This is a genomic window from Corynebacterium diphtheriae (assembly GCF_001457455.1).
GTDB classification, from domain to species: Bacteria; Actinomycetota; Actinomycetes; order Mycobacteriales; family Mycobacteriaceae; genus Corynebacterium; species Corynebacterium diphtheriae.
Map to the genome: position 1 here is coordinate 615,855 of NZ_LN831026.1, position 22,479 is coordinate 638,333.

Here is a 22,479-nt window from a genome sequence, read left to right on the forward strand (position 1 = left end):
CGTTGCAATTTAAGGTTCTAGGCTCCATTTTTGCCGCTTCACTCGTGGTGATGATGGTGCTGGCATTTGTCTTGGTCAGTTTTGTTACCCAGCGATTGGTTAACACAAAACTGGATGTTGCCAGTTCTGAAATTGATCGAGCCCGTGCTTCAGTCGAGCAACAGATTGAATCAACAGGCTCATCGAGCAGCGTGCAAGTTCGACTCAATTCCGCGCGCGCGGTACTGACCAGTAGGGCAACAAGCGCGGACGATACGGCTGCCTATGAGCCTGTTCTTGTGGTGTCTAACCCCGATGGATCCACTGTTACTTCTCCTGATGGCTACCGCATTCCTGAACGATTGCGTAGCTTTGTAGACCAAGGGCAAGTCTCGTATCAATTTGCCACTATTGACCGTGTTGATGGCAGCACATACAAAGCCCTCATCATTGGTAGCCCTACGGCTTCTGATATTCCCAACACCCAGGTGTATTTGGTGTTGTCGATGGAATCGGATGAGGCAACTCTTGCGCTGCTACGCGGCCTATTTTCCGGTGCAGCGGTAGTCCTTGTTGTGCTCCTCGTGGGAATCACATGGTTGCTCACACAGCAGGTAATTACTCCTGTGCGTTCGGCTTCGCGTATTGCCGAGCGTTTCAGTTCGGGTCATCTGCGCGAACGCATGGTGGTTACGGGTGAAGATGAGATGGCACGACTAGCGATGAGCTTTAACTCGATGGCGGAGTCTTTGTCGCGGCAGATTCATCAGCTGGAAGAATACGGCAACCTGCAAAAACAGTTTACGTCGGATGTCTCACATGAGCTGCGTACCCCGTTGACAACGGTACGTATGGCTGCTGATCTCATTGTGGACGAAGCCGATGACCTTTCTCCTGGCACTCGACGAGCCTCGGAGTTGATGGTGCGTGAACTTGATCGCTTTGAGGCGTTGTTGGCGGATCTGCTGGAGATCTCGCGCCATGATGCCGGTGTAGCTGATCTTGCCGAAACAACCCTCGATATTCGAATTTGTATTTCTTCAGCGCATCAGCAAGTAGACCATCTTGCCCAAGAGCTCGGAGTAGACATCATCATTGATGTCCCTGAAAATCCGGTAGAGATCAAGGGCGATTCCCGTCGTATCGAGCGAATCCTTCGTAATCTTTTGGCCAACGCAATTGACCATTCTGAGGGCAAACCCGTCACCTTGCTGTGCCGTGAAAATGACGAGGCTGTATCCGTCGCGGTTATCGACCACGGGGTGGGCCTGAAGCCTGGTCAAGAAGACCTAGTATTTAATCGCTTTTGGCGAGCGGATCCTTCCCGAGTCCGCCACTCCGGAGGCACCGGTTTGGGCCTTGCCATCTCCCGAGAAGACGCCATTTTGCATGGTGGCCAGCTCAGTGCTGCGGGCCGCCCAGGGGTTGGAACTATGTTCCTGTTGACGGTTCCTCGTGTGCCTAAACAATCATTTACCGAAGCCCCTATTGAGTTAGCTGCCCCAGAGCCCCCGTTGGAGGACGCCGATGCGTAACCATGTTTCGAGGTATCTCACAGTATTGATCGCTGTGGGTTGTGCCGCAGCAACCGCTGCATGTACGTCGTTGCCATCGAACTCGGAACCTCAGGCGTTACGAAGCTTCGAGGCGTCTGCGTCGGAGGAGCCTCAAGGGCCGGTAGAAGACCAAGAGCCTGATTTGCTGCTTCGTGATTTTTACGAGGCAAATAACAATCCGCAGCAACGCTATTCGTTGGCACGTCGCTATTTGACGCATCGAGCGTCGCAAAGCTGGAATCCAGCGCCGGAAACGCTCGTACTCGATGGTATCGAAATCAATTCGGCGGCGGATAGTAGCACAAAAAATAGGCGTTACGACGTCCGCGGCCTCATCGTTGGTTCCATCGGTGAGGGCGGCGAGTATCGCCCACGCAACGAGCGTTATTCCACAACGATTGGCTTGGAAAAGGTAGATGGACAGTGGCGAATTTCTACCTTGCCGGATCAAATTGTGGTGCAAAGAAATGAGCTGTGGAACCATTACCGCCAAAAGCAGGTCTATTTCTTTGACACCTCTGGCACCACTTTGGTGGCGGATCGTCGTTGGATTTTCCAAGAAAAAATGGGGCATAACGATAACCACGAAAGTGCGTTGTTGTCGCTTATCCTCACAGGACCGTCGAAAAGCCTTGCTCCTGGTGTTGTCAACGAGGTGCCTTCGGGTGCTGCCTATGCGGGCTACCACGACGACTATTATCAGTTCACTGGGTTATCTTCGCTGGATGAAGACAGCCTCAAGCGTCTAACGGCGCAAAGCGTATGGACGCTCGCCCTAGCCGAAGTACCAGGTCCGTACCGTTTCAAGTTCGATGGGGCTACGATGAAGTCTCCGATTAACGGCTCCGAAGATCTAACTGTTGATGACTTCGCCGAATACAATCCGCTGCCTCAACAAGCCTTTGATAGTGGCCTGTATGCCTTCAATTCCAATGGCGTGAAGAAGCTTAATCAGGGGCTAGCAACCCCTACCACGGGCACGCTAGGTAATACCCATAACATCGAGTCGATGGTGGTGTCAGCGAAAACAGGCGCCACAGCTGCTGTGCGTACCACAGTCGAAGGAGATACAAAAACGTCGACGCTTATGCTCGGCCCTATCGGCGGACAATTTGTCGATGTGCTGAAAGCTCGCAGGCTGACTTCGCCGAGTTTCGAGCTTTCTTCCTCATCATTGTGGGTGGTCAAGGATTCTGATCAAGTCGTGCGCCTGTCGCGGTCATCGGAAAATGAGGGCATCGTAGAAACCGTTGTGGATACATCGGAGCTGGGTTCTTTAGGTAAAAATATTTCCGCATTGCAGCTTTCTCGAAGTGGTGTCCGCGCCGCATTTATTGTCGACGGAAGCGTGTACACCGCCACAGTGGCGCGACCCAACCCTGGTCAGCGAAAACTTGTCAATGTGCAAGAAATTATTCCATCGCTGGCGAATGTAGCTCAGTCACTCGCATGGCAGCCTAATGGCTCCTTGATCATCGGAACCTCTAAGCCAGATGCACCAGTGTGGATCGTTGCCCAAGACGGATCGTTGGGCTCTAAGCTTTCTGCAGGCAACATTGTTACACCTGTGATGAACGTGGCTGCTTCGCAGTCCACGTTGTATATCTCAGATGCGCGTGCAGCGTTGGAGCTGCCCAACTCTGATACCTCAACCACATATTGGCGTGAAGTCCAAGGCCTAGAAGGGAGCCGTTCAGTCTTGGTCGTGCCTCGGTAGCAACATTTAGGGGGAACATGATGGAATTGTTATTACCACGTTCGTGTGGGGGATGTGGACGAGCTGGTGTGCGATGGTGCCAGCGGTGCCAACGGCAATGGCTGGCACCCCCGCGACGTATTTCCACTACCACTGATCCTCATGTACCCGTGTGGTCCATGGGGGCATTCGGCCAGTCGCGCCGTCGATCGATCATTCATCTGAAAGAACGTGGTCGCCGCGACTTGATTCCATTCATTTCAGCTAGTGTGGCAGCTGCTGTGGAATATCTCATAGCGGCTGGTGAGCTAGATCATGATGCGATTTTGGTACCTGCTCCCACAAAGCGATCATCGGCGCGCAAACGCGGTGGAGATCCAGTGTATGCAGTATGCAAAAAGACCGGATACCGCTCTGAACAGGCGTTATGGGAGAAAGAATCGATGCGCGATTCCGTGGGACTTGATGTAGCTGCGCGACGACGCAACGTGATGGGCAAGGTGGAACTTGTGTCGCGTCCCTCTCGTCCGGTGCTTTTAGTGGATGATGTGGTGACAACGGGGGCAACGATAGCAGAGTCGGTAGCGGTGCTGACCAGTGCCGGAGTGAAAGTAAGGGGAGCTTTGGGGTGGGCTAGCTCTTAAGTTGGTGAAACCGGTAGCGAAAAGGTTATGACCAGATGTAGTGTTGGCAGTAGAAGTTGAACCCCGCCAGATAGCGGAAAGTAAGTATCCGACTTACTAAAAACCGTGGCGGCCGACTCAGGAAGGTACGTGATCATGACCACGCCTGCTGGAAGCAACGAGACCTTGAGCCCAGATGTCAAGGTGACAATCACCGGACGTAACGTAGAAGTGCCTGAGCACTTCGCGGAGCGGGTGAATACCAAGCTTGCAAAGATCTCCCGTCTCGATCCAACGCTGAACTTCTTCCATGTTGAGTTGCAGCATGAGCCAAACCCTCGTCGCTCTGAGCAATCTGATCGTATTCAGATCACCGCTACAGGTAAGGGTCACATCGCCCGCGCCGAGGCTAAGGAAGACAGCTTCTACGCTGCTCTTGAGACTGCGCTGGCTCGTATGGAGCGTTCGCTGCGTAAAGTAAAGGCTCGTCGTTCCATCTCCTTGTCCGGCCACCGTGCACCTTTGGGTACTGGCGAGGCTGCAGCTGAGCTTGTTAAGGAAGCGGAAGTTGCTCGCGAGGAAAACAAATACGATCACGATCCTTATGCCGACAAGGTAGAAGATGTCATCCCAGGGCAGATCGTTCGTACCAAGGAGCACCCATCTACTCCAATGAGCGTGGATGACGCTCTATCTGAGATGGAACTCGTGGGACACGATTTCTACCTCTTCGTTAACGAAGAAACCGGCCAGCCATCGGTGGTTTACCGCCGTCGCGCATTCGACTACGGCTTGATTTCTCTCGCTAAAGAAGGATAGGCCTTCTCCCAAAGTCAGCGCACGATATCGCTATTGCTGATAGCGCTATTGTGTTAGCCTAGGCTAAATTGAGAACCCAGATCTCCGGCACTCGGTGATCTGGGTTCTTGGTATAAGGTAGCAATGACCTAGAATGTCTACGTTAAGACGAAACTATTTTCAAAGGATTCAGTACACGTGTTTGGACTTTCCAAGATGCTTCGCGTTGGCGAAGGACGGGCCGTCAAGCGCCTGAAGAAGATCGCTGATGATGTGATCGCACTTGAGGCGGATTACACCGATCTTACTGACGAGGAGCTCAAGGCTAAGACCCATGAATTTCAAGAGCGCATTGCACAAGGTGAACCAGTAGATGACCTCTTGCTTGAGGCATTTGCGGTTGCCCGTGAGGCGTCGTGGCGCGTGCTGGGTCAGAAGCACTACCCAGTGCAGATTATGGGTGGTGCTGCGTTGCACTTTGGCAACGTAGCCGAGATGCGAACTGGTGAGGGTAAGACCTTGACCTGTGTGCTTCCGGCATACCTCAATGCTCTCGAAGGCAAGGGTGTTCATGTTGTTACCGTGAACGACTACTTGGCTAAGCGTGACGCTGAGTGGATGGGTCGTGTGCACCGCTGGCTAGGCCTTAATGTTGGTGTGATCTTGGCGAACATGCAGCCTGCGGAGCGTCGTGAAGCCTACAATGCTGACATCACTTACGGCACCAACAACGAGTTGGGCTTTGACTACCTGCGCGATAACATGGTGCGCTCTCTCGATGAGCTCGTTCAGCGCGGTCACCACTATGCGATCGTTGACGAGGTTGACTCCATTCTTATCGACGAGGCACGTACGCCGCTAATTATTTCTGGTCCAGTAGAAGGATCATCGCAGTGGTATAGCGTTTTCGCTCAGATCGTTCCTCGTATGACTCGCGACATCCACTATGAAGTGGATAACCGTAAACGTACCGTCGGTGTACGTGAAGAAGGCGTTGCCTTTGTCGAAGATCAGCTCGGAATCGATAACCTTTACGCTCCTGAGCACTCCCAGCTGGTGAGCTACCTGAACAATGCCATCAAGGCCAAAGAGCTGTTCAACCGTGACAAGGACTACATTGTGCGCAACGGTGAAGTTCTGATCGTTGATGATTTCACTGGTCGTGTTCTTGATGGACGTCGCTACAATGAGGGTATGCACCAAGCGATCGAGGCGAAAGAAAACGTCGAGATCAAAAACGAGAACCAGACTCTGGCAACCATCACGCTGCAGAACTACTTCCGCCTGTACGACAAGCTCTCGGGTATGACGGGTACTGCAGAAACGGAAGCATCTGAGCTCCACCAGATCTACAAGCTGGACGTTATCCCGATTCCTACCAACCGTCCGAACCAGCGTGAAGACATGACTGACTTGGTGTACAAGACCCAAGAAGCCAAGTTTGCTGCCGTGGTGGATGACATCTCTGAACGCGTAACAAAGGGACAGCCTGTTCTCGTTGGTACCACCTCTGTTGAGCGCTCCGAGTATCTCTCCCAGCTGCTGCAGCGCCGTGGAATCAAGCACAGCGTGCTCAACGCTAAGTTCCACGAGCAGGAAGCCCAGATCGTGGCCAAGGCGGGTCTGCCTGGTGCAGTTACCGTGGCAACAAACATGGCCGGTCGTGGTACCGACATCGTGCTCGGTGGCAACGCAGACATCATTGCTGACATTAACCTGCGTGAGCGTGGTCTCAACCCAGTTGATACTCCTGAAGAGTACGAGGCAGCGTGGGATGCCGAGCTGGCACGCGTCAAGGAAAAAGGTGCTGAGCTAGCGGAGGAGGTTCGTGAAGCTGGCGGCCTTTACGTGCTGGGTACCGAGCGCCACGAGTCGCGTCGTATTGATAACCAGTTGCGTGGTCGCGCTGGTCGTCAGGGCGATCCTGGCACCACTCGTTTCTACCTGTCTATGCGTGATGACCTCATGGTTCGTTTCGTTGGCCAGACCATGGAAAACATGATGAACCGCCTCAACGTTCCAGACGATGTACCTATCGAGGCCAAGATGGTGACCAACTCCATCAAGTCGGCCCAGACATCGGTGGAGAATCAGAACTTTGAGATGCGTAAGAACGTCTTGAAGTACGACGAGGTCATGAATGAGCAGCGCAAGGTCATTTACACCGAGCGTCGTGAGATCCTCGAATCGGCTGACATCGCGGCCGATATTCAAAAGATGATTGATGACACCATCGGTGCCTATGTCGATGCTGCTACCGCGACCGGCTACGTTGAGGACTGGGATCTAGAAACCCTGTGGAACGCTCTCGAGTCTCTCTATGGCCCATCCTTTAGCGCACAAGAGCTCATTGATGGTGATTCCTATGGTGAATCTGGTGAGCTTTCTGCTTCCGATCTGCGTAAAGCTGTTCTGGAAGACGCACACAAGCAGTACGCGGAGCTAGAGGAAAACGTCACCGCTATCGGTGGCGAGGCACAGATGCGCAACATTGAGCGCATGGTTATCCTGCCGGTTATCGATACCAAGTGGCGCGAGCACCTCTACGAGATGGATTACCTCAAGGAAGGTATCGGTCTGCGTGCCATGGCTCAGCGTGACCCACTGGTCGAGTACCAAAAGGAGGGTGGCGACATGTTCAATGCCATGAAAGACGCCGTAAAGGAAGAAACTGTTCGCCAACTATTCTTGCTGCGCAAGCAGTTTGCAGTTGCAAATGAGCAGCCAGCGGAAACGGAAGAAGGCACCGTAGAAGCCTAATTCTTCCACCGCCATAACAACGCCGCCTCCTGTTGTTTTAGGGAGGCGGCGTTGTCGTTTCTATGGCGAAGGTTTATTAGGCGGTGGCTCGATAAGTCGCAGACTGCGCATTCGGATCACCTGTGGATGGGTACTGGTTGGATCGCGCGGTTCGAATTGTGCAAGAAATCCAATGTGGCGACCTTGAAAGGTGCTTGCCCCTACTGCATCGATGAGCTGGTTGCGTTGATGAAAATGCAGGCTTTCCACGATTAGTGGGGTTGATGCCATTGGGGCTTTGCCGCGTCTTCTGGCAGATACTAGGCGGCGAATTTGCTCGGAGTAGAGGGCGTCGGCAAGCGTTGACGCGTGACGACGTCCAAATGCGGCATTGAGTGCTGTTGCAGAAAGGGTGAACGCGTCGCGCTTGATTTTTGTTGGTAGGCGACGGGGAGTTTCGGAAGGAATCGTCGATTCCTTCCGAAAGGATTTGAGATAGCTCATCCCTGGGATTGGGGTTAGCATGATGGTTGTAGTGGCTCCTTGAGCGTGATTGTTAGTACTCAAGGCAGACAATTTTGGGCATGTGTGACGCGTGGGCGCGCGTTCGGACCGACTTGTGTGACACAATAGCGAAGAAAGTTCGTAAATTCCATACCATATATGCGGAGGTGGGGATAGGCCGTGCGTGGCTTGATCGTCGATTATGTAGGTGTCCTCGATGGACCGGATGAGGACCAGCGTCGCTGGCGTAACCTCTTGGCTGCTGCCCGTGCGCATGGCATTGGCACTGCGGTGTTGTCGAACGATCCTGGTGGCCCAGCGGCTGATCCTATCCGTGTGTTGCAGACACAGGGCATTGTGGATGCGGTGATTTTGAGCGGTGAGATTGGTGCGGAGAAGCCTTCGGAGGCTGCGTTCCAAGCGGCTGCGGATGCGATTGATTTGCCTATGCGTGATTGCGTGATGGTGGATGATTCGATTTTGAATGTGCGTGGTGCTGTGGAAAGCGGTCTTGTTGGTGTGTTTTATCAGCATTTTGACCGTGCGGTTGTAGAGATTGCGGGCCTTTTCGGTCTTGACGGCGAGTTCTAGGGGAGTTCGACATGCGGGTTTATCTTCCGGCTACTTTTTCCATGCTGCAAGAGCTGGATGCGCAGGGCAGTATTGTTGCGCGTTCGGGGTATGGCTTTGCGGTAACGCCTGCGCTGCGGGATTTTTATACGGCAGGTGATGAGGAGGAAATCGCGGAGTCTGCGTTTGAGGATGCTGCGTTGGCGTCTATTCGCTTGCTGGCGATTGGTGACCAAGAGGCGTTTCCATATCGCCGTGTGGTGGTGTCGGTGGATGTTCCTGATGAGGTGATTATTCTTCGGCCGGATCTTGGCGAGTCTGTTGTGGTGTTGGATCCTGCCGTTGTGGGCTTCGACTCTGTGGCAGCGATCCATGTTGATGTAGAAGGCTCGGAGGCTGCCACGGCTAAGGCTATTGAGGTTATCGATGCCGCTGATTTGGGTGATGAGGATGCCGAGTTGGCGGTAGGTGATGCTTTGGATAATTTCTTGGCGTGGTATGACCCTTCGGAATTGTCGGCTTTGGTGGATCTGCTGTAGATCATCTTTTTTAAGGCGCACTGTTGTCACGGTTGTGGCAGGGGTGCGTTTTTTGTGTTTTCGCTGTTCGGAGGGCATGTTCAGCATGAGGGTTAGGGGGTGGTCTTTCTTAGACAGAGATACTTTTTTCTCTAAATGTTTGACGCAAAAACTTACTCTGACGTAACATGCATACTCACTTCGGTTACCTAACCGTAGGTTACGTTTGGGAAGGGAAGAATGTCATGGCACGGACGTCGAAAGATCGTCTCTCAAAGGTGCGAAAAATCCTTGGTAGATTTACCACGCCACTTCTGCCAGATGATTACTCGGTGCTGATTAACCCACGCTGGTCAACACGCGAACTTCGTGGAACTATCGCAGCTGTTCGTCGAGAAGCAGACGTTGTTCATCTTGACATCGTGCCGGGCTGGGGTGTGCCCACCCAATTTGAACCTGGTCAATTTATCGGAATTGGTGTGGAAGTCGATGGCAGATACATCTGGCGCAGCTATTCACTGACCTGCACACCGACAACCTCTGACTCATTGTTATCGATCACGGTGCGCGCGGTAGAACATGGCAAGCTCTCAAATCACTTGGTAGGCCACGCTACTCCAGGAACCACGGTGCGCTTGTCTGCCCCTGCTGGCAGTTTTCATCTCCCCACTCCGTTGCCCCCAAAGCTTGCACTCATTGCTGCAGGAACAGGCATTACGCCGATTATCTCCATGCTGCGCACGATGGCTGAGCGCCAACAGTTTGCCGAAACTGACGTGGTGCTGGTGTATTCGATACGCGATCGCGCCCATGGGTTGTTTCTTGAGGCATTAGCGCGAATGTCAACGCAACACCCGCAGCTGCGTGTGGTGGTACAAGAGACGTCCTCGCAGGGGCGGGTGGCGCCGGAGACGGTGGCGTCGATAGTTCCTGATATAACAAGCCGCACTGTGTTCGCCTGCGGTCCGTCCACCATGCTTGATGCGTACGAGTCATGGGCGAATAAGAATCACGTTAACCTCACGACCGAGCGATTTTTGCTGAATCGAAAGGCCACAACAGCGCAGGGTGGCACGGTGAGCTTTGGGCAGCGTGCCAGCGTGCTTGTCGACGGTGCCACCACGGTTCTCGAGGCAGGAGAGCAGGCGGGAGTACAACTTCCCTTCGGCTGCCGTATGGGGTTGTGCCACACCTGTGTGCGTCCGCTGACTCATGGCCACGCAACCAACCTCGTAACCGGTGAGACTCATGAGCCGGGGTCACGTATTCGTACCTGCGTGTGCGTAGCTGCAGGCGACATCACTATCGAAGCATAGGACGGAACAATTTCATGGCAATCGACAACATTAAAGCGTATGCACACTTAAGCGACGCAGACATCGAAGAAATCGGTCGTCGCCTAGATCAGATCAAAGCAGAGGTAACGCAATCACTAGGTGCTCGGGACGTGGCCTACATCAAGCGTTTGATTCGTACCCAACGTAGCCTTGAGGCAGCTGGTCGATTCGCGCTGTTGTTTGCGGGAAATAAGAAGTGTTGGTGGCTCGGAACAGGGTTGCTCAGCACTGCGAAAATCCTAGAAAATCTCGAAATCGGGCATAACGTGCTTCATGGGCAATGGGATTGGATGAATGATCCCGAAATCCACTCCACCACATGGGAGTGGGACATTGTCTGCCCATCATCACAATGGATGCACTCACATAACTTTGTTCACCACACCTACACCAATGTGCTGGGAATGGACAACGATGTGGGATACGGAATCTTGCGCGTGACCCGCGACCGAAAATGGACACCACTACATGCTTTCCAACCAGCGGTGAATACCGTGCTGGCAGCGATGTTCCAGTGGGCGGTGGGGTACTACGATGTGGAACTTGGGCGCTATCTGACTAAACGCGCTGATTGGAATGACACAAAAGACAAATTCTGGGAGACGACGAACAAAGCAGGTCGCCAGCTTGCTCGCGACTACGTTTTCTATCCAGCACTTGCTAGAAAGGCCTTTCCGCAGGCAGTGAAGGCAAATGCGGTTGCCAACCTAGTGCGCTCAGTGTGGGCATATTCTGTTATCTTCTGCGGACATTTTCCTGATGAGGCCGAGACATTTACCAAAGAACAGTTTAAAAACGAGGACCACAATCAGTGGTATCTACGCCAAATGCTGGGGTCTGCAAACTTCTATGGCGGCAAGTTGCTCACCATCATGTCGGGCAATTTGAATTACCAGATTGAACATCACCTGTTCCCAGATATACCATCGAATCGTCTGGCAGAAGTAGGAGAGAAAGTGCGTGCGCTGTGCGACGAATACGATCTGCCATACAACGTCGATTCTTTCCCAGCACAGTTGTTCAAGGTGCAAAAAACACTGCTCAAGCTCACCCTTCCCAATAAGTACTTAGTGGCGAGCCCAGATAATGCCCCCGAGGTGCGCTCGAACCGAGCATTTTCGCAAAACCCTGAGATTGAAAATCAACTGGCAGGCGGAAGCAACGGAAGCGGCCTACGCACGGGCCTAAAACTACTCAAACGCCTGCGCCCGAGTATCAAAGATGCCATCTTGATCTATTCAGGACGCAAGCCGCGGGGAAATCAACAGCACTGATCTATTCCCAATCCACGTTGGTGCGCAAGGCGCCGAGCAACTTGCGCACCGCGACAACGCGGCGACCAGTGGGGGAGTCTGCGTCGAAAGTGTCGAGGACGCATTCGGGGTCGGCGGGAGGACCCATGTGGATGCAACCGCGCGGGCATCGTTCGACTGCTTCATGGAGGTCTTCAAATACACCGATGACGGTATCGGCATCGACGTGGGCGAGGCCGAAGGATCTGATACCTGGGGTATCGATGATCCAGCCGCCTTCCGGCAACTGCAATGCGACGGCTTGAGTCGAGGTGTGGCGACCTTTACCCACGCCGGATACCTCACCGGTTTCGCGTGCCGCGGAGGGCACTAGGCGGTTTACCAACGTCGATTTGCCTACCCCAGAATGCCCAATGGTCGCAGAAATAGCACCGTGGGTGAATTTTTGAAGCGGCGCCAGTGGGTCTTCTACACCGCACACCACAACGGGAACGTTGAGGGCTGCGAACTCGGAGGCGAACTCGGTGGGGTCTGCGAGATCAGATTTGGTCAGGCAGATCACTGGCTGAAGATTGCCCACGAATGCAGCTACCAGAGCGCGTTCGACAAAACCTGCGCGTGGCGCGGGATCGGCAACGGCGCAGACGATGAGCAGTTGCTGCGCGTTGGCAACAACAATGCGCTCGTAAGGATCGGTGTCATCTGCAGTTCGCCGTAACACGCTGCTGCGCTCTGCGAGTTTCACAATGCGCGCAAGAGAGCCTGGCCGTCCTGAGGTATCACCCACAATTCCTACTCGATCGCCAACTTCCACGGGTGTGCGCCCCATCTCGCGGGCGCGCATACACACCACTGGTGTGTCCTGACCGTCAAGGACAACACCCCAGCGTCCGCGGTCTTTGGTCACAACCATGCCGAATTCAGCGTTGTCATGCTTCGGGCGGTCTTTCGTACGGGGGCGTGAGCCTTTGCCGGGGCGTACACGTACGTCGGATTCATCCCATTGGCGATGAGAGTTTCTGCGTGCCATCGACCTAGCCCCGCACCATCGTGTGCCACATATCGGCAAAACCAGGCAGAGTCTTCGACGTCGTGTCAATGTCGTCAACCTGGACACCGCCAACAACAAGGCCGATGATGGCACCAGCAGTAGCCATTCGGTGATCCGCATAGGAATGCCACGTCCCGCCATGAAGCGTACTGGGTGTGATGTGGAGGCCGTCGGCAAGCTCGGTACATGAGCCACCAAGACCTGTGATTTCTTGAGTCAACGCCGCTAGCCGATCAGTCTCATGCCCACGCAGATGAGCGATTCCCACCAACTTTGAAGGTGTTGTGGCAAGAGCCGCCAGAGCTGCAACAGTGGGGGTGAGCTCACCAATATCGGACATGTCGAGAGAAATTCCCTTCAGCTGACCGCGCGCTGGGCCAGTTACGCGCAGATCAAAACTCGAACCTCGAGAAATCATCTCAACGGTGCAGCCCATACGACTTAAAATATCGCGGATCACGTCGCCGGCTTGGGTCGTGCGCTGTGGCCAATCCGGAATGGTGACCGTCCCGCCGGTCACGGCTGCCGCTGCGAGAAACGGCGTGGCATTGGAGAGATCCGGTTCGATGTTCCAAGTTCGAGCTTCTACGTCACCTGGTTCTACTCGCCATTCGTTTTCTACGGAATCATCCACCTGCACACCAGCAAGACGCAGCATATCAACAGTCATCTCAATATGCGGCAGGCTTGGCAACTTGCCGCCGATATGCCGCACGGTCAATCCGGTGCGATAGCGTGCGCCGGCAAGCAAAAGTCCCGAGACGAACTGGGAGGATCCAGACGCGTCGATGTCGACTACACCGCCGGCGGGCTGTCCTGAGGCTTCCACATGGAAGGGGAGCTGGGTGCCGGTAACAGTTACCCCCAGCGTGCGGAGGGCATCGAGGATTTCTCCCATGGGGCGAGTACGTGCTTGCACATCTCCGTCAAAGAACACACTGCCATGCGCTAATGCAGCAATGGGCGGAACAAAACGCATGACTGTTCCGGCCAGGCCGCAGTCGATGGTGGCGCTGTGGAAAGGCGCGGGGGTGACGTACAGTGATGTGGATGCCGCACCGTGATTGGGGTCGTCGAAACGCACGCTAGCACCTAGGGCGGTGAGCGCGCGGATCATTAAGTCGGTGTCGCGTGAACGTAGCGCCCCGTTTATCTGTGCTGGGCGATGAGCGATCGCGGACAAGATAAGCGCGCGGTTGGTCATCGACTTAGACCCCGGAACCCGTACAGTTGCATGTACCGCATTGGTTGGGGTTGGTGCGTCCCACAATTGTGCCATTCCTCCATAATAAAGGCATGTGCGGACGCTTTGTTTTGTTTACCACCGACGAGTCGCTTTTGGGACACCCAGCGCTGCGGATTTTTCACAGCATTCACGCGCCGAAAGGTATGCCACCGGCGCGCTATAACATCGCTCCAACCACGATCATTCCGATTCTTAGGGTGGGAACAACACCAACGGAGGCTGTTATTGAGCCAGCACGTTGGGGACTGATTCCTGCATGGAAGCGCGAGGTCACGTTACCACCGTTGTTTAATGCGCGCGCAGAAACAGTGACTACCAAGCCGAGTTTTCGTCAGGCGTTTAGTACTCAGCGGTGTGCGATCCCCATGGATGGCTATTACGAATGGCACAACAAGAAACCATATTGGATTACTACTGGTGCACCCACATGGGTTGCCGGTCTGTGGGATAGCGGTGCTGGCATGCTTTCAGCCACGATGATTACCACAGATTCCGTTGCGCCTTTGGACTGGCTGCATCATCGCATGCCGAGGTTTTTAAACAACGACGAGCTTGCCATATGGCTGCGTGGCAGCGCCGACGAGGCCAGCGGACTTCTTACTCCCGGCGATGCATCCGCCTTTCATACGAGCCTAGCTGACCCCAGCGTGGGAAATATCCGAAACGACTACCCAGAGCTTATCGACGCCCCCACGGATCTATTCAGCCTGTAAATCCGCGAAACTTCCGTCAACGACGCGAATAAGATCTTCGCCACTGAGTTCCACATCAAGACCACGTTTGCCGCCGGAAACAAAAATCGTGTCAAACAAAATGGCTGTCTCATCTACCACAGTGGGCAGCGGGTGTTTCTGACCTATAGGAGAAATACCGCCAGGAATATAACCTGACGACTTAGCCGCATCGTGTTGGTCCGCCATCGTGGCTTTTGACGCGCCCAACGCAGCCGCTGCCTTTTTTAAGCTCAACTTTGAGGTCACCGGAATACAAGCCACCGCAAGTTGACGCTTGGGTCCTTTACCCGCAGTTAAATCGATGACCAGTGTTTTAAAAATCCTATCCGAATCTACGTCGAGTGCCGCAGCTGCCGCGTCACCAAAATGGTCTGTGCCACCTTCAAAAGTAGACACCGAATGTTCGATACCCGCAGCTTCCAACACAGCGAGTGCAGGTGTAGCACCGGACGGCTTTTTCTTGCTCATTTATGCCTCCTACTAGAATGGTTTTAACAATATCTAAGGAGACCAGTGGCTACGAAAACAAGCGACCTTGACGCACGTTTCGAGCGTGACGCGCTACCGTTGCTCGATCAACTCTATGGTGGCGCACTCCGGATGACGCGTAACCCAGCAGACGCTGAGGACCTAGTCCAAGAAACTTACGTTAAGGCATATCAAGCCTTCAATAGCTTTAGCGAGGGAACCAACCTCAAAGCATGGCTGTACCGCATTATGACCAATACGTACATCAATTCGTATCGGAAAAAGAAGCGGCAGCCTACGCAGCAATCTTCTGAAGATGTGACCGATCATCAGCTATTGGCCACGTCCTCCCATGAATCAGTCGGTTTAGAATCCGCTGAGGTGGAAGCCTTGAAAAACCTTCCTAATCAGCGCATTGCCCAAGCCATGTACGACCTCAGCGAGGACTACCGCATGGTCGTTTACTACGCAGATGTTGAGGGTTTGGCATACAAAGAGATCGCAGAGATCATGGGTACCCCACTGGGAACCGTGATGAGTCGACTCCATCGTGGAAGAAAACAGTTGCGTGAGGCGTTGAAAGACGTGGCGCAAGAACACGGAATTGCGGTTGAGGATAAACATGCAGATCACACCACTGATACTGCAGGAAGGAAGAACAAAGCATGAGCCACGAGGGATGTTCTTGTTCCGAATTACGCGAGTACATGTACGCCTTACTCGACAGGGAGCTTTCTCCAGTCGATTGTGCTCGCCTGCAGGCGCATTTAGCTCAGTGCCCACATTGTGCTGAGATTGTAGAAGCAGAAACCGAACTACGTGGATTGCTAAAACGCTGCTGCTGTGGCACCGCACCGGCTACACTGCGGGAAAAGATCACGTATTCGATCTCCATTACCCAGATCAAATACCAGTAAAGACCTAGTGGCTTAAGGGATCTTTTCCGCCAAGCATCATCTCAAACCGTGCGTAAAGGAAAAAGCTCGCGATGCAAAGTCCATCTTTTCCATTATCTGGGAGATGGCCTCGAATCGCGAGCTTTGTTGTGCTCTTAATGACTTAAGAGTTAGGGCGCTTACCGTGGTTAGCCTTGTTCTTACGACGGTCCTTGCGCTTACGTCCACGCTTGCTCATGGCGGTGCTCCTTATAGGTTGCAGAAAATGTCAATATCGAAACACCACCTTAGTAGGTGAGGAGGTGACTCGGAAAATCGGTGGGGAAACCCCGCAGGGGGTAACAGCTATGCGTTAGCGCGTGCGCGACCACGGCCGCGGTTCTTACGGCGCTTGAGCGCGCGACGCTCATCTTCGCTCATGCCGCCCCAAACGCCGGCATCCTGGCCGGTTTCCAATGCCCATGCGAGGCACTGGGAGGTAACTGGGCAGCGGTTGCACACTACTTTTGCTGCAGCGACCTGTGCCAACGCTGGGCCAGAGTTGCCGACAGGGAAGAAGAGCTCGGGATCTTCATCGCGACAAACGGCTTCATGGCGCCAATCCATTGTGGTCTCCTAAAATCACTACACGTTCAACAGGGCACTTTGAGGGCATACGAAACTCACTTTCCGACAGTTGTTGGCTGGGGAAGGTGGCAGAATCACGCAAAGACTCACATCATGGATGCTGAGTGAGTGCGGTGGGGGTTCTTTGTATGCCTCAAGGTGGGCGGGAAACACATGTTCTCGCCTGAGGTACTTGGAAATAATGACATGTCCGCTCGCGCTTGGGAAGAGTTAACGCTTAAAAAGTGTTAAGGATCACATGTTGGGGGAGGGTTGCTATCAGTCTCAATGTGGGATATTGGCGAGTAACTTAAGGGGGGATTGAGAATCAAAACCTTGCTTCCAGTGGTTTTGGGTTCCATCTTTTGGTCTATGCGTGGGATGGTTGCTTGGGGTGGGTCAAATCGCAGATTCGGTAACCCCCAAATGTGTAGCACTGGAGTCGGGTCGAGTGGGGCGATTTTCTTAGTGAAAATTAATTTATTTAGATAGGTCTACGTTAAGGAAGTGGCAAATAAAAGGGGTAAATAGTCGAGCTGTAAGAACGAATAACGCGTTGGCGATGTAAAAAGTTGTGTGCAATGGGCTTGTGGTTAAGGAACTCCGATGGCTGCTGCACTACACTCTTCACGGTGAACAGCGAACAAAAAGAATCCAACGAACCCTATGGCAATGCATCGTTAGGTACTCTTCCGCCTACGACGATTCGAAATGCCGGGATTATTGCTATTGTGCAGTCCGCTATCGGACTAGGCTTTGCTGTATTTCTCGTTTTGCGAAGCATCACCGGCGCGCCCGAAGAGTCCATTGTGTACGAAACTGATACTGCAGTCACCTCGGTTGGGGTGGGCACAGCGATATTTTTTGTGATCGTATTTGGCACTGTCATCGCAGGTGCGATCATGATGATGCGCGGAAAGCGTTGGGGTCGTGGCCCCGTCATCATGCTGGAAATTCTATTGCTACCTATCGGCTTCTATATGATGAGTGGCCACGCCTTGCTTCTCGCCGTGGTGACATGTGCTTCGGCGATCGCAACCCTTGTGTATTTGTTCAGCCCTCGTTCGCTCGATTGGGCTGCGCGAAACTACTGACGGAAAATGACTACTTGGTCCCCGCGTTTTTCCACGATGTGGAGTTCCGCAATGCCCATCGATACAAAGCCGGTGTAGCCGCCGCGATCGACTGGGACAGTGCGTATTACCTGCCCAGACATAGGTTCGATCTCTGTCCACCCTTCGGCCGTGGGATAAGCCACGTGAGCTCCGAGGCTGATTCCGGTGCCTACAGCGTCGGGAAGTTCCCGCTCTACAGCGAGGGTGTCGGGGCGCATTAAATACAGTGTGTGATTGTGGTACCACGTGATGTAATGCGTTAAATCGGCAACGAGCGGCGCGGTATTCGTGATCTCTGGGGCTTGGGGGATCTCATGGCGTGCGACTTCGTGCCCATGCGCGTCGAAGCTAATAATCGCAGGCGTGGGGGATTTTACGGCTACTGCAGCGCCTGTTTGTCCCACCGCAACAACATGAGCGGTGGTGTTGCCGAGATCAATATCTTGAGTAATTTCTGGTTGCCGAGAATCTTCCGGCGTCGTCTTTTGCAAACGTAACCACGATGAGCCTTCGCAGGAATCCACAACGGCCAACAGATCTTTTCGCGTCAGTGCAGAAGTAATGCTGCAGTCTTCGTGTGGCTGTAGGTGGGCCTCTTGCTTAATGGGGACGTCACCGTATTCCACGGTGCGTACTAAATCAGAACGCCACAGTTCCACACGCTGGTCGGAGACGATACCGACACGATCGTTGGACATAATAGGTGAGACATTTTCGCTTGCCGACGCACTCCTTGTTGCCGAGTACTGTCCTGAGCTAGCGGATACTGCTATCACATCGCCACAGCCGCGACCCGTCTTATATGTCATCACCACCTCACCCCATGCTTGAGTTAGTGAGCACAGTGGTACGTCGCGGGAATAGCTCCACACTGTGCTGCCATCATTGGGATCGATTGCGGTTACTGTCGTGTCCTTATAAGAAATCACTAGGCCTTCGGCAATGATCGGCCGCGGTGACCATGGATCCGCTGGAAGCGTTTTTACAGGAGTTGCTTCGGAAGGCAATGCTGTAAGTGCACGGGGTACGGCGTAGGAGTCCTGTGCAGAATTTGCTTGAGATGATGCAGGCGTGAGGTGCGAATGTCTCGCGGGTGCAGTCGCCCATACGCTGGCCACTGCGCCCGTACACATCACCGAAATGATTGCTGTGGCAACATAGTCGCGCCGGCTGCCTTGTAGTGCGCCTGTCTTAGGACTCCTACGGCGAGGTTTTTCCTGGCCGGATGGTTTCATGAGCGCTTTCCAGATTTGTTGCGGGGGCGGTGTTGCGAGCGTGGCGAACGGCTTTTATTAAACTTGCGGGATCCCACCGCTGTACGGGAGCGTCCTACGGAGTCGGTGGCGGTATCGGGGATATTGAGAGCTTGGAATAGCTCAGGTGAGGTGGAAAACCATTGAGGTGGCTCGGGCTGGCCGAGGTTGAGTTCGTCGTTAATCAACTGCCATTTAGGTAGCTCGTCGTAACCTACGAGTGTGACTGCAGTTCCGGTATGTCCCGCACGTCCAGTGCGGCCGATGCGGTGTACATAGGTCATCGGATCATCGGGCGTTTGGTAGTTGATCACGTGGGTGACGTCGTCAATGTCAAGGCCACGGGCTGCCACATCTGTTGCCACCAAAATGTGGGCTTTGCCGGTGCGGAAGGCATCGAGGGAGGCTTCTCTGGCTGATTGGCCTAGATCGCCGTGAACGCCGGCGACACGGAATCCTCGTTGCGCTAAGTCGTCCGCCAGTTCAGCAGCGGTGCGCTTGGTACGGGCGAAGATAATAGTTTTTCCACGGCCTTCCGCCTGCAAAACGCGTGCGGTGACCGCTGACTTATCCATCCGATGAGCTTGGAAAATTACCTGTGTGGTCGATGCATGGGTTTGTGCTGCCCCAGTATCTTCGGCACGGATATGTACAGGTTGGTGCATAAAAGTGCGAGCCAGCGTGACCACGGCACCTGGCATCGTTGCTGAGAAGAGCATTGTTTGATGAGGGTGCGTCAACGCGGCAAGCAACTTCTCGATGTCGGGGAAAAATCCCAGATCAAGCATCTCGTCGGCCTCATCAAGAACCAAGACGGCCACATGATCGAGTGCAAGGTTGCCACGTTGATAAAGATCAATGAGGCGGCCTGGGGTGCCCACCACTACATCGACACCGGACTCTAATTGCGCAATTTGTTCATCGTAGGGGCGGCCGCCGTAAATCGTGGCCACCGTGATGGGGATATTGCGAGACAATAGCTTGAGATCGTCACCTACCTGGTGGGCGAGTTCGCGGGTAGGAACAACAACGAGTGCACGAGGAGTGCCGTCGAGCTCTGCAACGTCTGCTGCATCAAAAACGCGATCGATGAGTGGAACACCGAATCCATAGGTTTTGCCCATGCCTGTCCGTGCTTGGCCGATCAGGTCACGGCCATCCAAAGCAATAGGTAGCGTGAGCTCCTGAATGGCAAAAGTTCGCTTCACGCCTACGGTTGCCAAGGCGTCGGTAATTTCTCGGGCGACGCCCAACTCTACGAAGGTCGGTTGTACAGATGCTTCAGACACATCACTGATACTAACGGGTTTACCTAGGTATCGTCTCGCTCGGGGGTCGAATCTGTGGGGGAGTAGGCACGCATCACAACGTCATGGAAGTTCAACAATGCGAACAAGTGGGGAGCTAGGGATTTTCGCAGGGATGTGCCTAGCTTTGATGGGGAGCTGGGGTGGAATCAACGAGCAGACTATGATGTTGTGAGATCTGTACTTCAACCGAGGTTCTCTAACTCACGTTAGGCCGAAACAAGAGGAGACTAAAATATATGGACATTAAGATCGGTTTTTCAGACTCGCCTCGTGAGCTCGTGGTTTCTAGCCGCGAAGACCATAACGAGATCGTCGATCGTATCCACAATGCCTTGCGCGATGCCGAGGGCGTGCTTGACCTTGTCGACGACCACGGCAACCGTTACCTAGTGCGTAATGCTCGAATCGCCTACGTAGAGGTAGGCTCCACCGCTCCTCGCACCGTCGGATTCGCGGGAGCATAATTGTGACCGACCCACACGCTGAAAGCTTCTTTGTAAGATTTGCCCGAGACTACGGCTGGCGCGCCTACGCCATCCCCGTACTCGCGGTTATCACCGTGTGGGTGCTTATCGACGTCTTCCGCACCCCAGCGGAAACCACGACCACAGCAACCGTCGGCGGAGCCCCTACCGCCACCGCAACATCAGCGCAGGAAAAAGGGCCAGATCCTGCACGACAAAACCGTCCCGATATCGCCATCACGGAATTACCATCAGGCCCAGAATTTACCCAAAAGGGCGAAGGGACCTACCGCACAGTAGGAAACGCAGGAGCCCACGCAGGCAAAGACCGCGACAAAGTGTTTACCTACGTCATCGAGGTAGAAAACGGAATTAACACCGCCGCCTATGGCGGTGATGATGCCTTCGCTGCAATGGTCGACGCCACCTTGACTAACCCGAAAAGCTGGACACACGATAAGCGCTTTGGCTTTGAACACGTGGATGCCGGCGCAGTAAAAGACCCAGATCTTCGCATCCAGTTGTCCTCCGTTGACACCACGCATGGCCTGTGTGGAAATAACATCGCAATGGAAACGAGCTGCTTCTATGGAATAGGCAACCGCGTTGTGATTAACGAATCCCGGTGGGTGCGCGGCGCAAAACCATTCCAAGGTGATCTCGGCGCCTACCGTCAGTACCTGATCAACCATGAGGTAGGGCATGGAATCGGATTTGCCAACCATGAACCATGCGGCAAAAACGGTGAGCTCGCGCCCATCATGATGCAACAAACCCTCTCCTTATCTAACTCAGAGTTGTTTGCCATCGACGCGAATGAAATCTATAACGACGATGGAGCCGTGTGTTCGGCCAACCCATGGCCGTATCCATTCGCCTAACCCCTCCTAGAAAGAGCAACCAATGGAACTGCAGCAGCTGCCACAACATGTTCGCGATGCCTTCCATGCCCCCAATACGACTCCCCGTCAGCTCGGTGTCGCATGGGACTACGGCTGGCGCGTAGGCAACGTGGCATTTAGCCAAGTAATCCATCCCGATCGCTCTGCTTGGTCAGCGCGAGTACGCGATAAACTCCAACCCCAAGGTCTACGAGTTGTACGTCCGCTGAAATCTACTGACGGGCGCTACATCAACGCAGGTTGGCGCGCAAATTCCTTCGAGGAAGGTACGCTTGCGCGCCGGGTAGATGAAACTGTAGTTGCCGCCCTGCGTCTCGACACCGCCCTTGCTGACATTGATGTTCCTGATTCTTTTTCGGAGCCAGATAGTCACGATCTGTTTTCGCTAGCAGACCATAGTGCGTGGGCTCCAGAACCAATGGTGGCACTGGGAGTCACCTCGGATGCAGAAGCGGTGTTTCTTAACCCTGCTCAGCTGACAGCCCAGAGATTGTTGCCAAAGATTGTTCTTTTGCTTCGAGATATTGACGCACCAATCCAAGTGACCCACGCTGATATGTTTGCCACCACTATCTACTCTGGTAATCAAATGCCAGTGGTGACTGACCTAGTGGGGGTAGCTCGACCTTATGGCTACACTGCTGCTGTGTGCATAGTTGATGCCCTCTTGGCCGGCGCAGTAGACGAGGGGATAATCGATCGCTTCTCGCACATACAGCACCGTGACCAGCTATTATTGCGCGCTTTGGTTTATCGCATAGCGGTGCATGCGTTGCACCCAGAATCAACTTCGAACACAGGTACGAATTTGGAGTGGGTGTCTCAAACCATAATGTCACGTGCGTCTGTCACACTATGAGG

General features: G+C 53.9%; 24 protein-coding genes. 16 read left to right on the forward strand and 8 right to left on the reverse strand.

All coding sequences use genetic code 11. The annotated features are described in order from the left end of the window. Positions 1-2: 2 nt before the first annotated feature. The 5 genes from mtrB (at position 3) to secA (ending at position 7,412) form a co-directional block, all read left to right on the forward strand. Positions 3-1,514, forward strand: coding sequence for an MtrAB system histidine kinase MtrB (gene mtrB / locus AT687_RS03060; RefSeq protein ID WP_014318776.1), 1,512 nt, complete (start codon positions 3-5; stop codon positions 1,512-1,514). Beyond that, positions 1,507-3,252 (forward strand): MtrAB system accessory lipoprotein LpqB, encoded by a 1,746-nt coding sequence (lpqB, locus tag AT687_RS03065; RefSeq protein ID WP_014318777.1) that lies wholly within the window; start codon positions 1,507-1,509, stop codon positions 3,250-3,252. The genes mtrB and lpqB overlap by 8 nt, the downstream gene beginning before the upstream one ends. Before the next feature lie 20 nt (positions 3,253-3,272). Further along, positions 3,273-3,875, forward strand: coding sequence for a ComF family protein (locus AT687_RS03070; RefSeq protein WP_014310139.1), 603 nt, complete (start codon positions 3,273-3,275; stop codon positions 3,873-3,875). A gap of 135 nt (positions 3,876-4,010) precedes the next feature. Next, positions 4,011-4,673, forward strand: coding sequence for a ribosome hibernation-promoting factor, HPF/YfiA family (hpf, locus tag AT687_RS03075; RefSeq protein ID WP_004567106.1), 663 nt, complete (start codon positions 4,011-4,013; stop codon positions 4,671-4,673). A 177-nt stretch (positions 4,674-4,850) separates the two neighbouring features. After that, positions 4,851-7,412 (forward strand): preprotein translocase subunit SecA, encoded by a 2,562-nt coding sequence (secA, locus tag AT687_RS03080; protein ID WP_014318778.1) that lies wholly within the window; start codon positions 4,851-4,853, stop codon positions 7,410-7,412. A gap of 60 nt (positions 7,413-7,472) precedes the next feature. Here secA and AT687_RS03085 read toward each other — a convergent pair whose 3' ends face one another. Next, positions 7,473-7,958, reverse strand: a complete 486-nt coding sequence (locus AT687_RS03085; protein ID WP_227917073.1) for a hypothetical protein — start codon at positions 7,956-7,958, stop codon at positions 7,473-7,475. A 117-nt stretch (positions 7,959-8,075) separates the two neighbouring features. Here AT687_RS03085 and AT687_RS03090 point away from each other — a divergent pair, with 117 nt between their 5' ends. The 4 genes from AT687_RS03090 to AT687_RS03105 all read left to right on the forward strand — a co-directional run bounded on the left by AT687_RS03090 (position 8,076) and on the right by AT687_RS03105 (position 11,594). After that, entirely contained in the window at positions 8,076-8,486 is a 411-nt protein-coding gene (locus AT687_RS03090) for an HAD-IA family hydrolase (protein ID WP_004567112.1), read from the forward strand. Between the two features lie 11 nt (positions 8,487-8,497). Next, a complete protein-coding gene (locus tag AT687_RS03095; protein ID WP_014318780.1) occupies positions 8,498-9,004 on the forward strand; it encodes a DUF6912 family protein in 507 nt (168 codons plus the stop codon). 224 nt (positions 9,005-9,228) lie between these two features. Then, complete coding sequence (locus AT687_RS03100; protein ID WP_014318781.1) at positions 9,229-10,299, forward strand: ferredoxin reductase; 1,071 nt, start codon at positions 9,229-9,231, stop codon at positions 10,297-10,299. A 14-nt stretch (positions 10,300-10,313) separates the two neighbouring features. Next, positions 10,314-11,594 (forward strand): fatty acid desaturase family protein, encoded by a 1,281-nt coding sequence (locus tag AT687_RS03105; RefSeq protein WP_014310142.1) that lies wholly within the window; start codon positions 10,314-10,316, stop codon positions 11,592-11,594. 1 nt (position 11,595) lies between these two features. Here AT687_RS03105 and rsgA read toward each other — a convergent pair whose 3' ends face one another. Both rsgA and aroA read right to left on the reverse strand, forming a co-directional pair. Further along, positions 11,596-12,603, reverse strand: a complete 1,008-nt coding sequence (gene rsgA / locus AT687_RS03110) for a ribosome small subunit-dependent GTPase A (protein WP_014318782.1) — start codon at positions 12,601-12,603, stop codon at positions 11,596-11,598. 4 nt (positions 12,604-12,607) lie between these two features. Continuing rightward, a complete protein-coding gene (aroA, locus tag AT687_RS03115) occupies positions 12,608-13,903 on the reverse strand; it encodes a 3-phosphoshikimate 1-carboxyvinyltransferase (RefSeq protein ID WP_014318783.1) in 1,296 nt (431 codons plus the stop codon). On the opposite strand from aroA, the gene AT687_RS03120 reads away from it, so the two are divergent. Next, positions 13,897-14,583 (forward strand): SOS response-associated peptidase, encoded by a 687-nt coding sequence (locus AT687_RS03120; protein ID WP_014318784.1) that lies wholly within the window; start codon positions 13,897-13,899, stop codon positions 14,581-14,583. The two genes, aroA and AT687_RS03120, sit on opposite strands and share 7 nt — an antisense overlap. On the opposite strand, the gene ybaK is transcribed toward AT687_RS03120, so the two are convergent. Then, the gene (gene ybaK, locus AT687_RS03125) at positions 14,569-15,072 is read right to left on the reverse strand and encodes a Cys-tRNA(Pro) deacylase (protein ID WP_004567125.1); all 504 of its coding nucleotides are present in this window, start codon (positions 15,070-15,072) and stop codon (positions 14,569-14,571) included. The genes AT687_RS03120 and ybaK overlap by 15 nt on opposite strands. Before the next feature lie 45 nt (positions 15,073-15,117). Here ybaK and AT687_RS03130 point away from each other — a divergent pair, with 45 nt between their 5' ends. After that, complete coding sequence (locus AT687_RS03130; protein ID WP_014318785.1) at positions 15,118-15,741, forward strand: sigma-70 family RNA polymerase sigma factor; 624 nt, start codon at positions 15,118-15,120, stop codon at positions 15,739-15,741. Next, positions 15,738-15,989, forward strand: coding sequence for a mycothiol system anti-sigma-R factor (rsrA, locus tag AT687_RS03135; protein ID WP_004567129.1), 252 nt, complete (start codon positions 15,738-15,740; stop codon positions 15,987-15,989). The genes AT687_RS03130 and rsrA overlap by 4 nt, the downstream gene beginning before the upstream one ends. A 142-nt stretch (positions 15,990-16,131) precedes the next feature. Here the strand turns inward: rsrA and AT687_RS13485 are convergent, their stop codons facing one another. After that, on the reverse strand, positions 16,132-16,206 hold the full coding sequence (locus tag AT687_RS13485) for a 50S ribosomal protein bL37 (RefSeq protein WP_014300525.1): 75 nt from the start codon (positions 16,204-16,206) through the stop codon (positions 16,132-16,134). A 107-nt stretch (positions 16,207-16,313) separates the two neighbouring features. Next, positions 16,314-16,574, reverse strand: coding sequence for a WhiB family transcriptional regulator (locus AT687_RS03140; protein ID WP_014310146.1), 261 nt, complete (start codon positions 16,572-16,574; stop codon positions 16,314-16,316). 632 nt (positions 16,575-17,206) lie between these two features. On the opposite strand from AT687_RS03140, the gene AT687_RS03145 reads away from it, so the two are divergent. Next, positions 17,207-17,668, forward strand: a complete 462-nt coding sequence (locus tag AT687_RS03145; RefSeq protein ID WP_042381623.1) for a hypothetical protein — start codon at positions 17,207-17,209, stop codon at positions 17,666-17,668. On the opposite strand, the gene AT687_RS03150 is transcribed toward AT687_RS03145, so the two are convergent. Together AT687_RS03150 and AT687_RS03155 are read right to left on the reverse strand one after the other, a co-directional pair. Next, entirely contained in the window at positions 17,662-18,924 is a 1,263-nt protein-coding gene (locus AT687_RS03150) for an Rv3212 family protein (RefSeq protein ID WP_014318786.1), read from the reverse strand. The two genes, AT687_RS03145 and AT687_RS03150, sit on opposite strands and share 7 nt — an antisense overlap. After that, positions 18,921-20,231 carry a DEAD/DEAH box helicase gene (locus tag AT687_RS03155; RefSeq protein ID WP_014318787.1) on the reverse strand — a complete coding sequence of 437 codons (1,311 nt, stop codon included), beginning with the start codon at positions 20,229-20,231 and terminating at the stop codon, positions 18,921-18,923. Before AT687_RS03155 ends, AT687_RS03150 begins: the two co-directional genes overlap by 4 nt. A 257-nt stretch (positions 20,232-20,488) precedes the next feature. Between AT687_RS03155 and AT687_RS03160 the strand changes: the two genes are divergently transcribed. The 3 genes from AT687_RS03160 to AT687_RS03170 are packed head-to-tail and all read left to right on the forward strand — an operon-like array spanning position 20,489 to position 22,477. Then, on the forward strand, positions 20,489-20,716 hold the full coding sequence (locus tag AT687_RS03160; RefSeq protein ID WP_004567139.1) for a DUF3107 domain-containing protein: 228 nt from the start codon (positions 20,489-20,491) through the stop codon (positions 20,714-20,716). 2 nt (positions 20,717-20,718) lie between these two features. After that, positions 20,719-21,597 (forward strand): DUF3152 domain-containing protein, encoded by an 879-nt coding sequence (locus AT687_RS03165; protein WP_004567141.1) that lies wholly within the window; start codon positions 20,719-20,721, stop codon positions 21,595-21,597. 22 nt (positions 21,598-21,619) lie between these two features. Next, positions 21,620-22,477, forward strand: a complete 858-nt coding sequence (locus AT687_RS03170) for a TIGR02569 family protein (RefSeq protein ID WP_004567143.1) — start codon at positions 21,620-21,622, stop codon at positions 22,475-22,477. Positions 22,478-22,479 lie beyond the last annotated feature (2 nt).

What these genes read in the sequence shown, in the direction of transcription:
- lpqB (WP_014318777.1), top strand. Translation starts at nt 1,507, where the DNA reads ATGCGTAACCATGTTTCGAGGTATCTCACAGTATTGATCGCTGTGGGT.
- AT687_RS03070 (WP_014310139.1), top strand. Translation starts at nt 3,273, where the DNA reads ATGGAATTGTTATTACCACGTTCGTGTGGGGGATGTGGACGAGCTGGT.
- hpf (WP_004567106.1), top strand. Translation starts at nt 4,011, where the DNA reads ATGACCACGCCTGCTGGAAGCAACGAGACCTTGAGCCCAGATGTCAAG.
- AT687_RS03095 (WP_014318780.1), top strand. Translation starts at nt 8,498, where the DNA reads ATGCGGGTTTATCTTCCGGCTACTTTTTCCATGCTGCAAGAGCTGGAT.
- AT687_RS03100 (WP_014318781.1), top strand. Translation starts at nt 9,229, where the DNA reads ATGGCACGGACGTCGAAAGATCGTCTCTCAAAGGTGCGAAAAATCCTT.
- AT687_RS03105 (WP_014310142.1), top strand. Translation starts at nt 10,314, where the DNA reads ATGGCAATCGACAACATTAAAGCGTATGCACACTTAAGCGACGCAGAC.
- rsgA (WP_014318782.1), bottom strand. Translation starts at nt 12,603, where the DNA reads ATGGCACGCAGAAACTCTCATCGCCAATGGGATGAATCCGACGTACGT.
- aroA (WP_014318783.1), bottom strand. Translation starts at nt 13,903, where the DNA reads ATGGCACAATTGTGGGACGCACCAACCCCAACCAATGCGGTACATGCA.
- ybaK (WP_004567125.1), bottom strand. Translation starts at nt 15,072, where the DNA reads ATGAGCAAGAAAAAGCCGTCCGGTGCTACACCTGCACTCGCTGTGTTG.
- rsrA (WP_004567129.1), top strand. Translation starts at nt 15,738, where the DNA reads ATGAGCCACGAGGGATGTTCTTGTTCCGAATTACGCGAGTACATGTAC.
- AT687_RS03140 (WP_014310146.1), bottom strand. Translation starts at nt 16,574, where the DNA reads ATGGATTGGCGCCATGAAGCCGTTTGTCGCGATGAAGATCCCGAGCTC.
- AT687_RS03150 (WP_014318786.1), bottom strand. Translation starts at nt 18,924, where the DNA reads ATGAAACCATCCGGCCAGGAAAAACCTCGCCGTAGGAGTCCTAAGACA.
- AT687_RS03160 (WP_004567139.1), top strand. Translation starts at nt 20,489, where the DNA reads ATGGACATTAAGATCGGTTTTTCAGACTCGCCTCGTGAGCTCGTGGTT.
- AT687_RS03170 (WP_004567143.1), top strand. Translation starts at nt 21,620, where the DNA reads ATGGAACTGCAGCAGCTGCCACAACATGTTCGCGATGCCTTCCATGCC.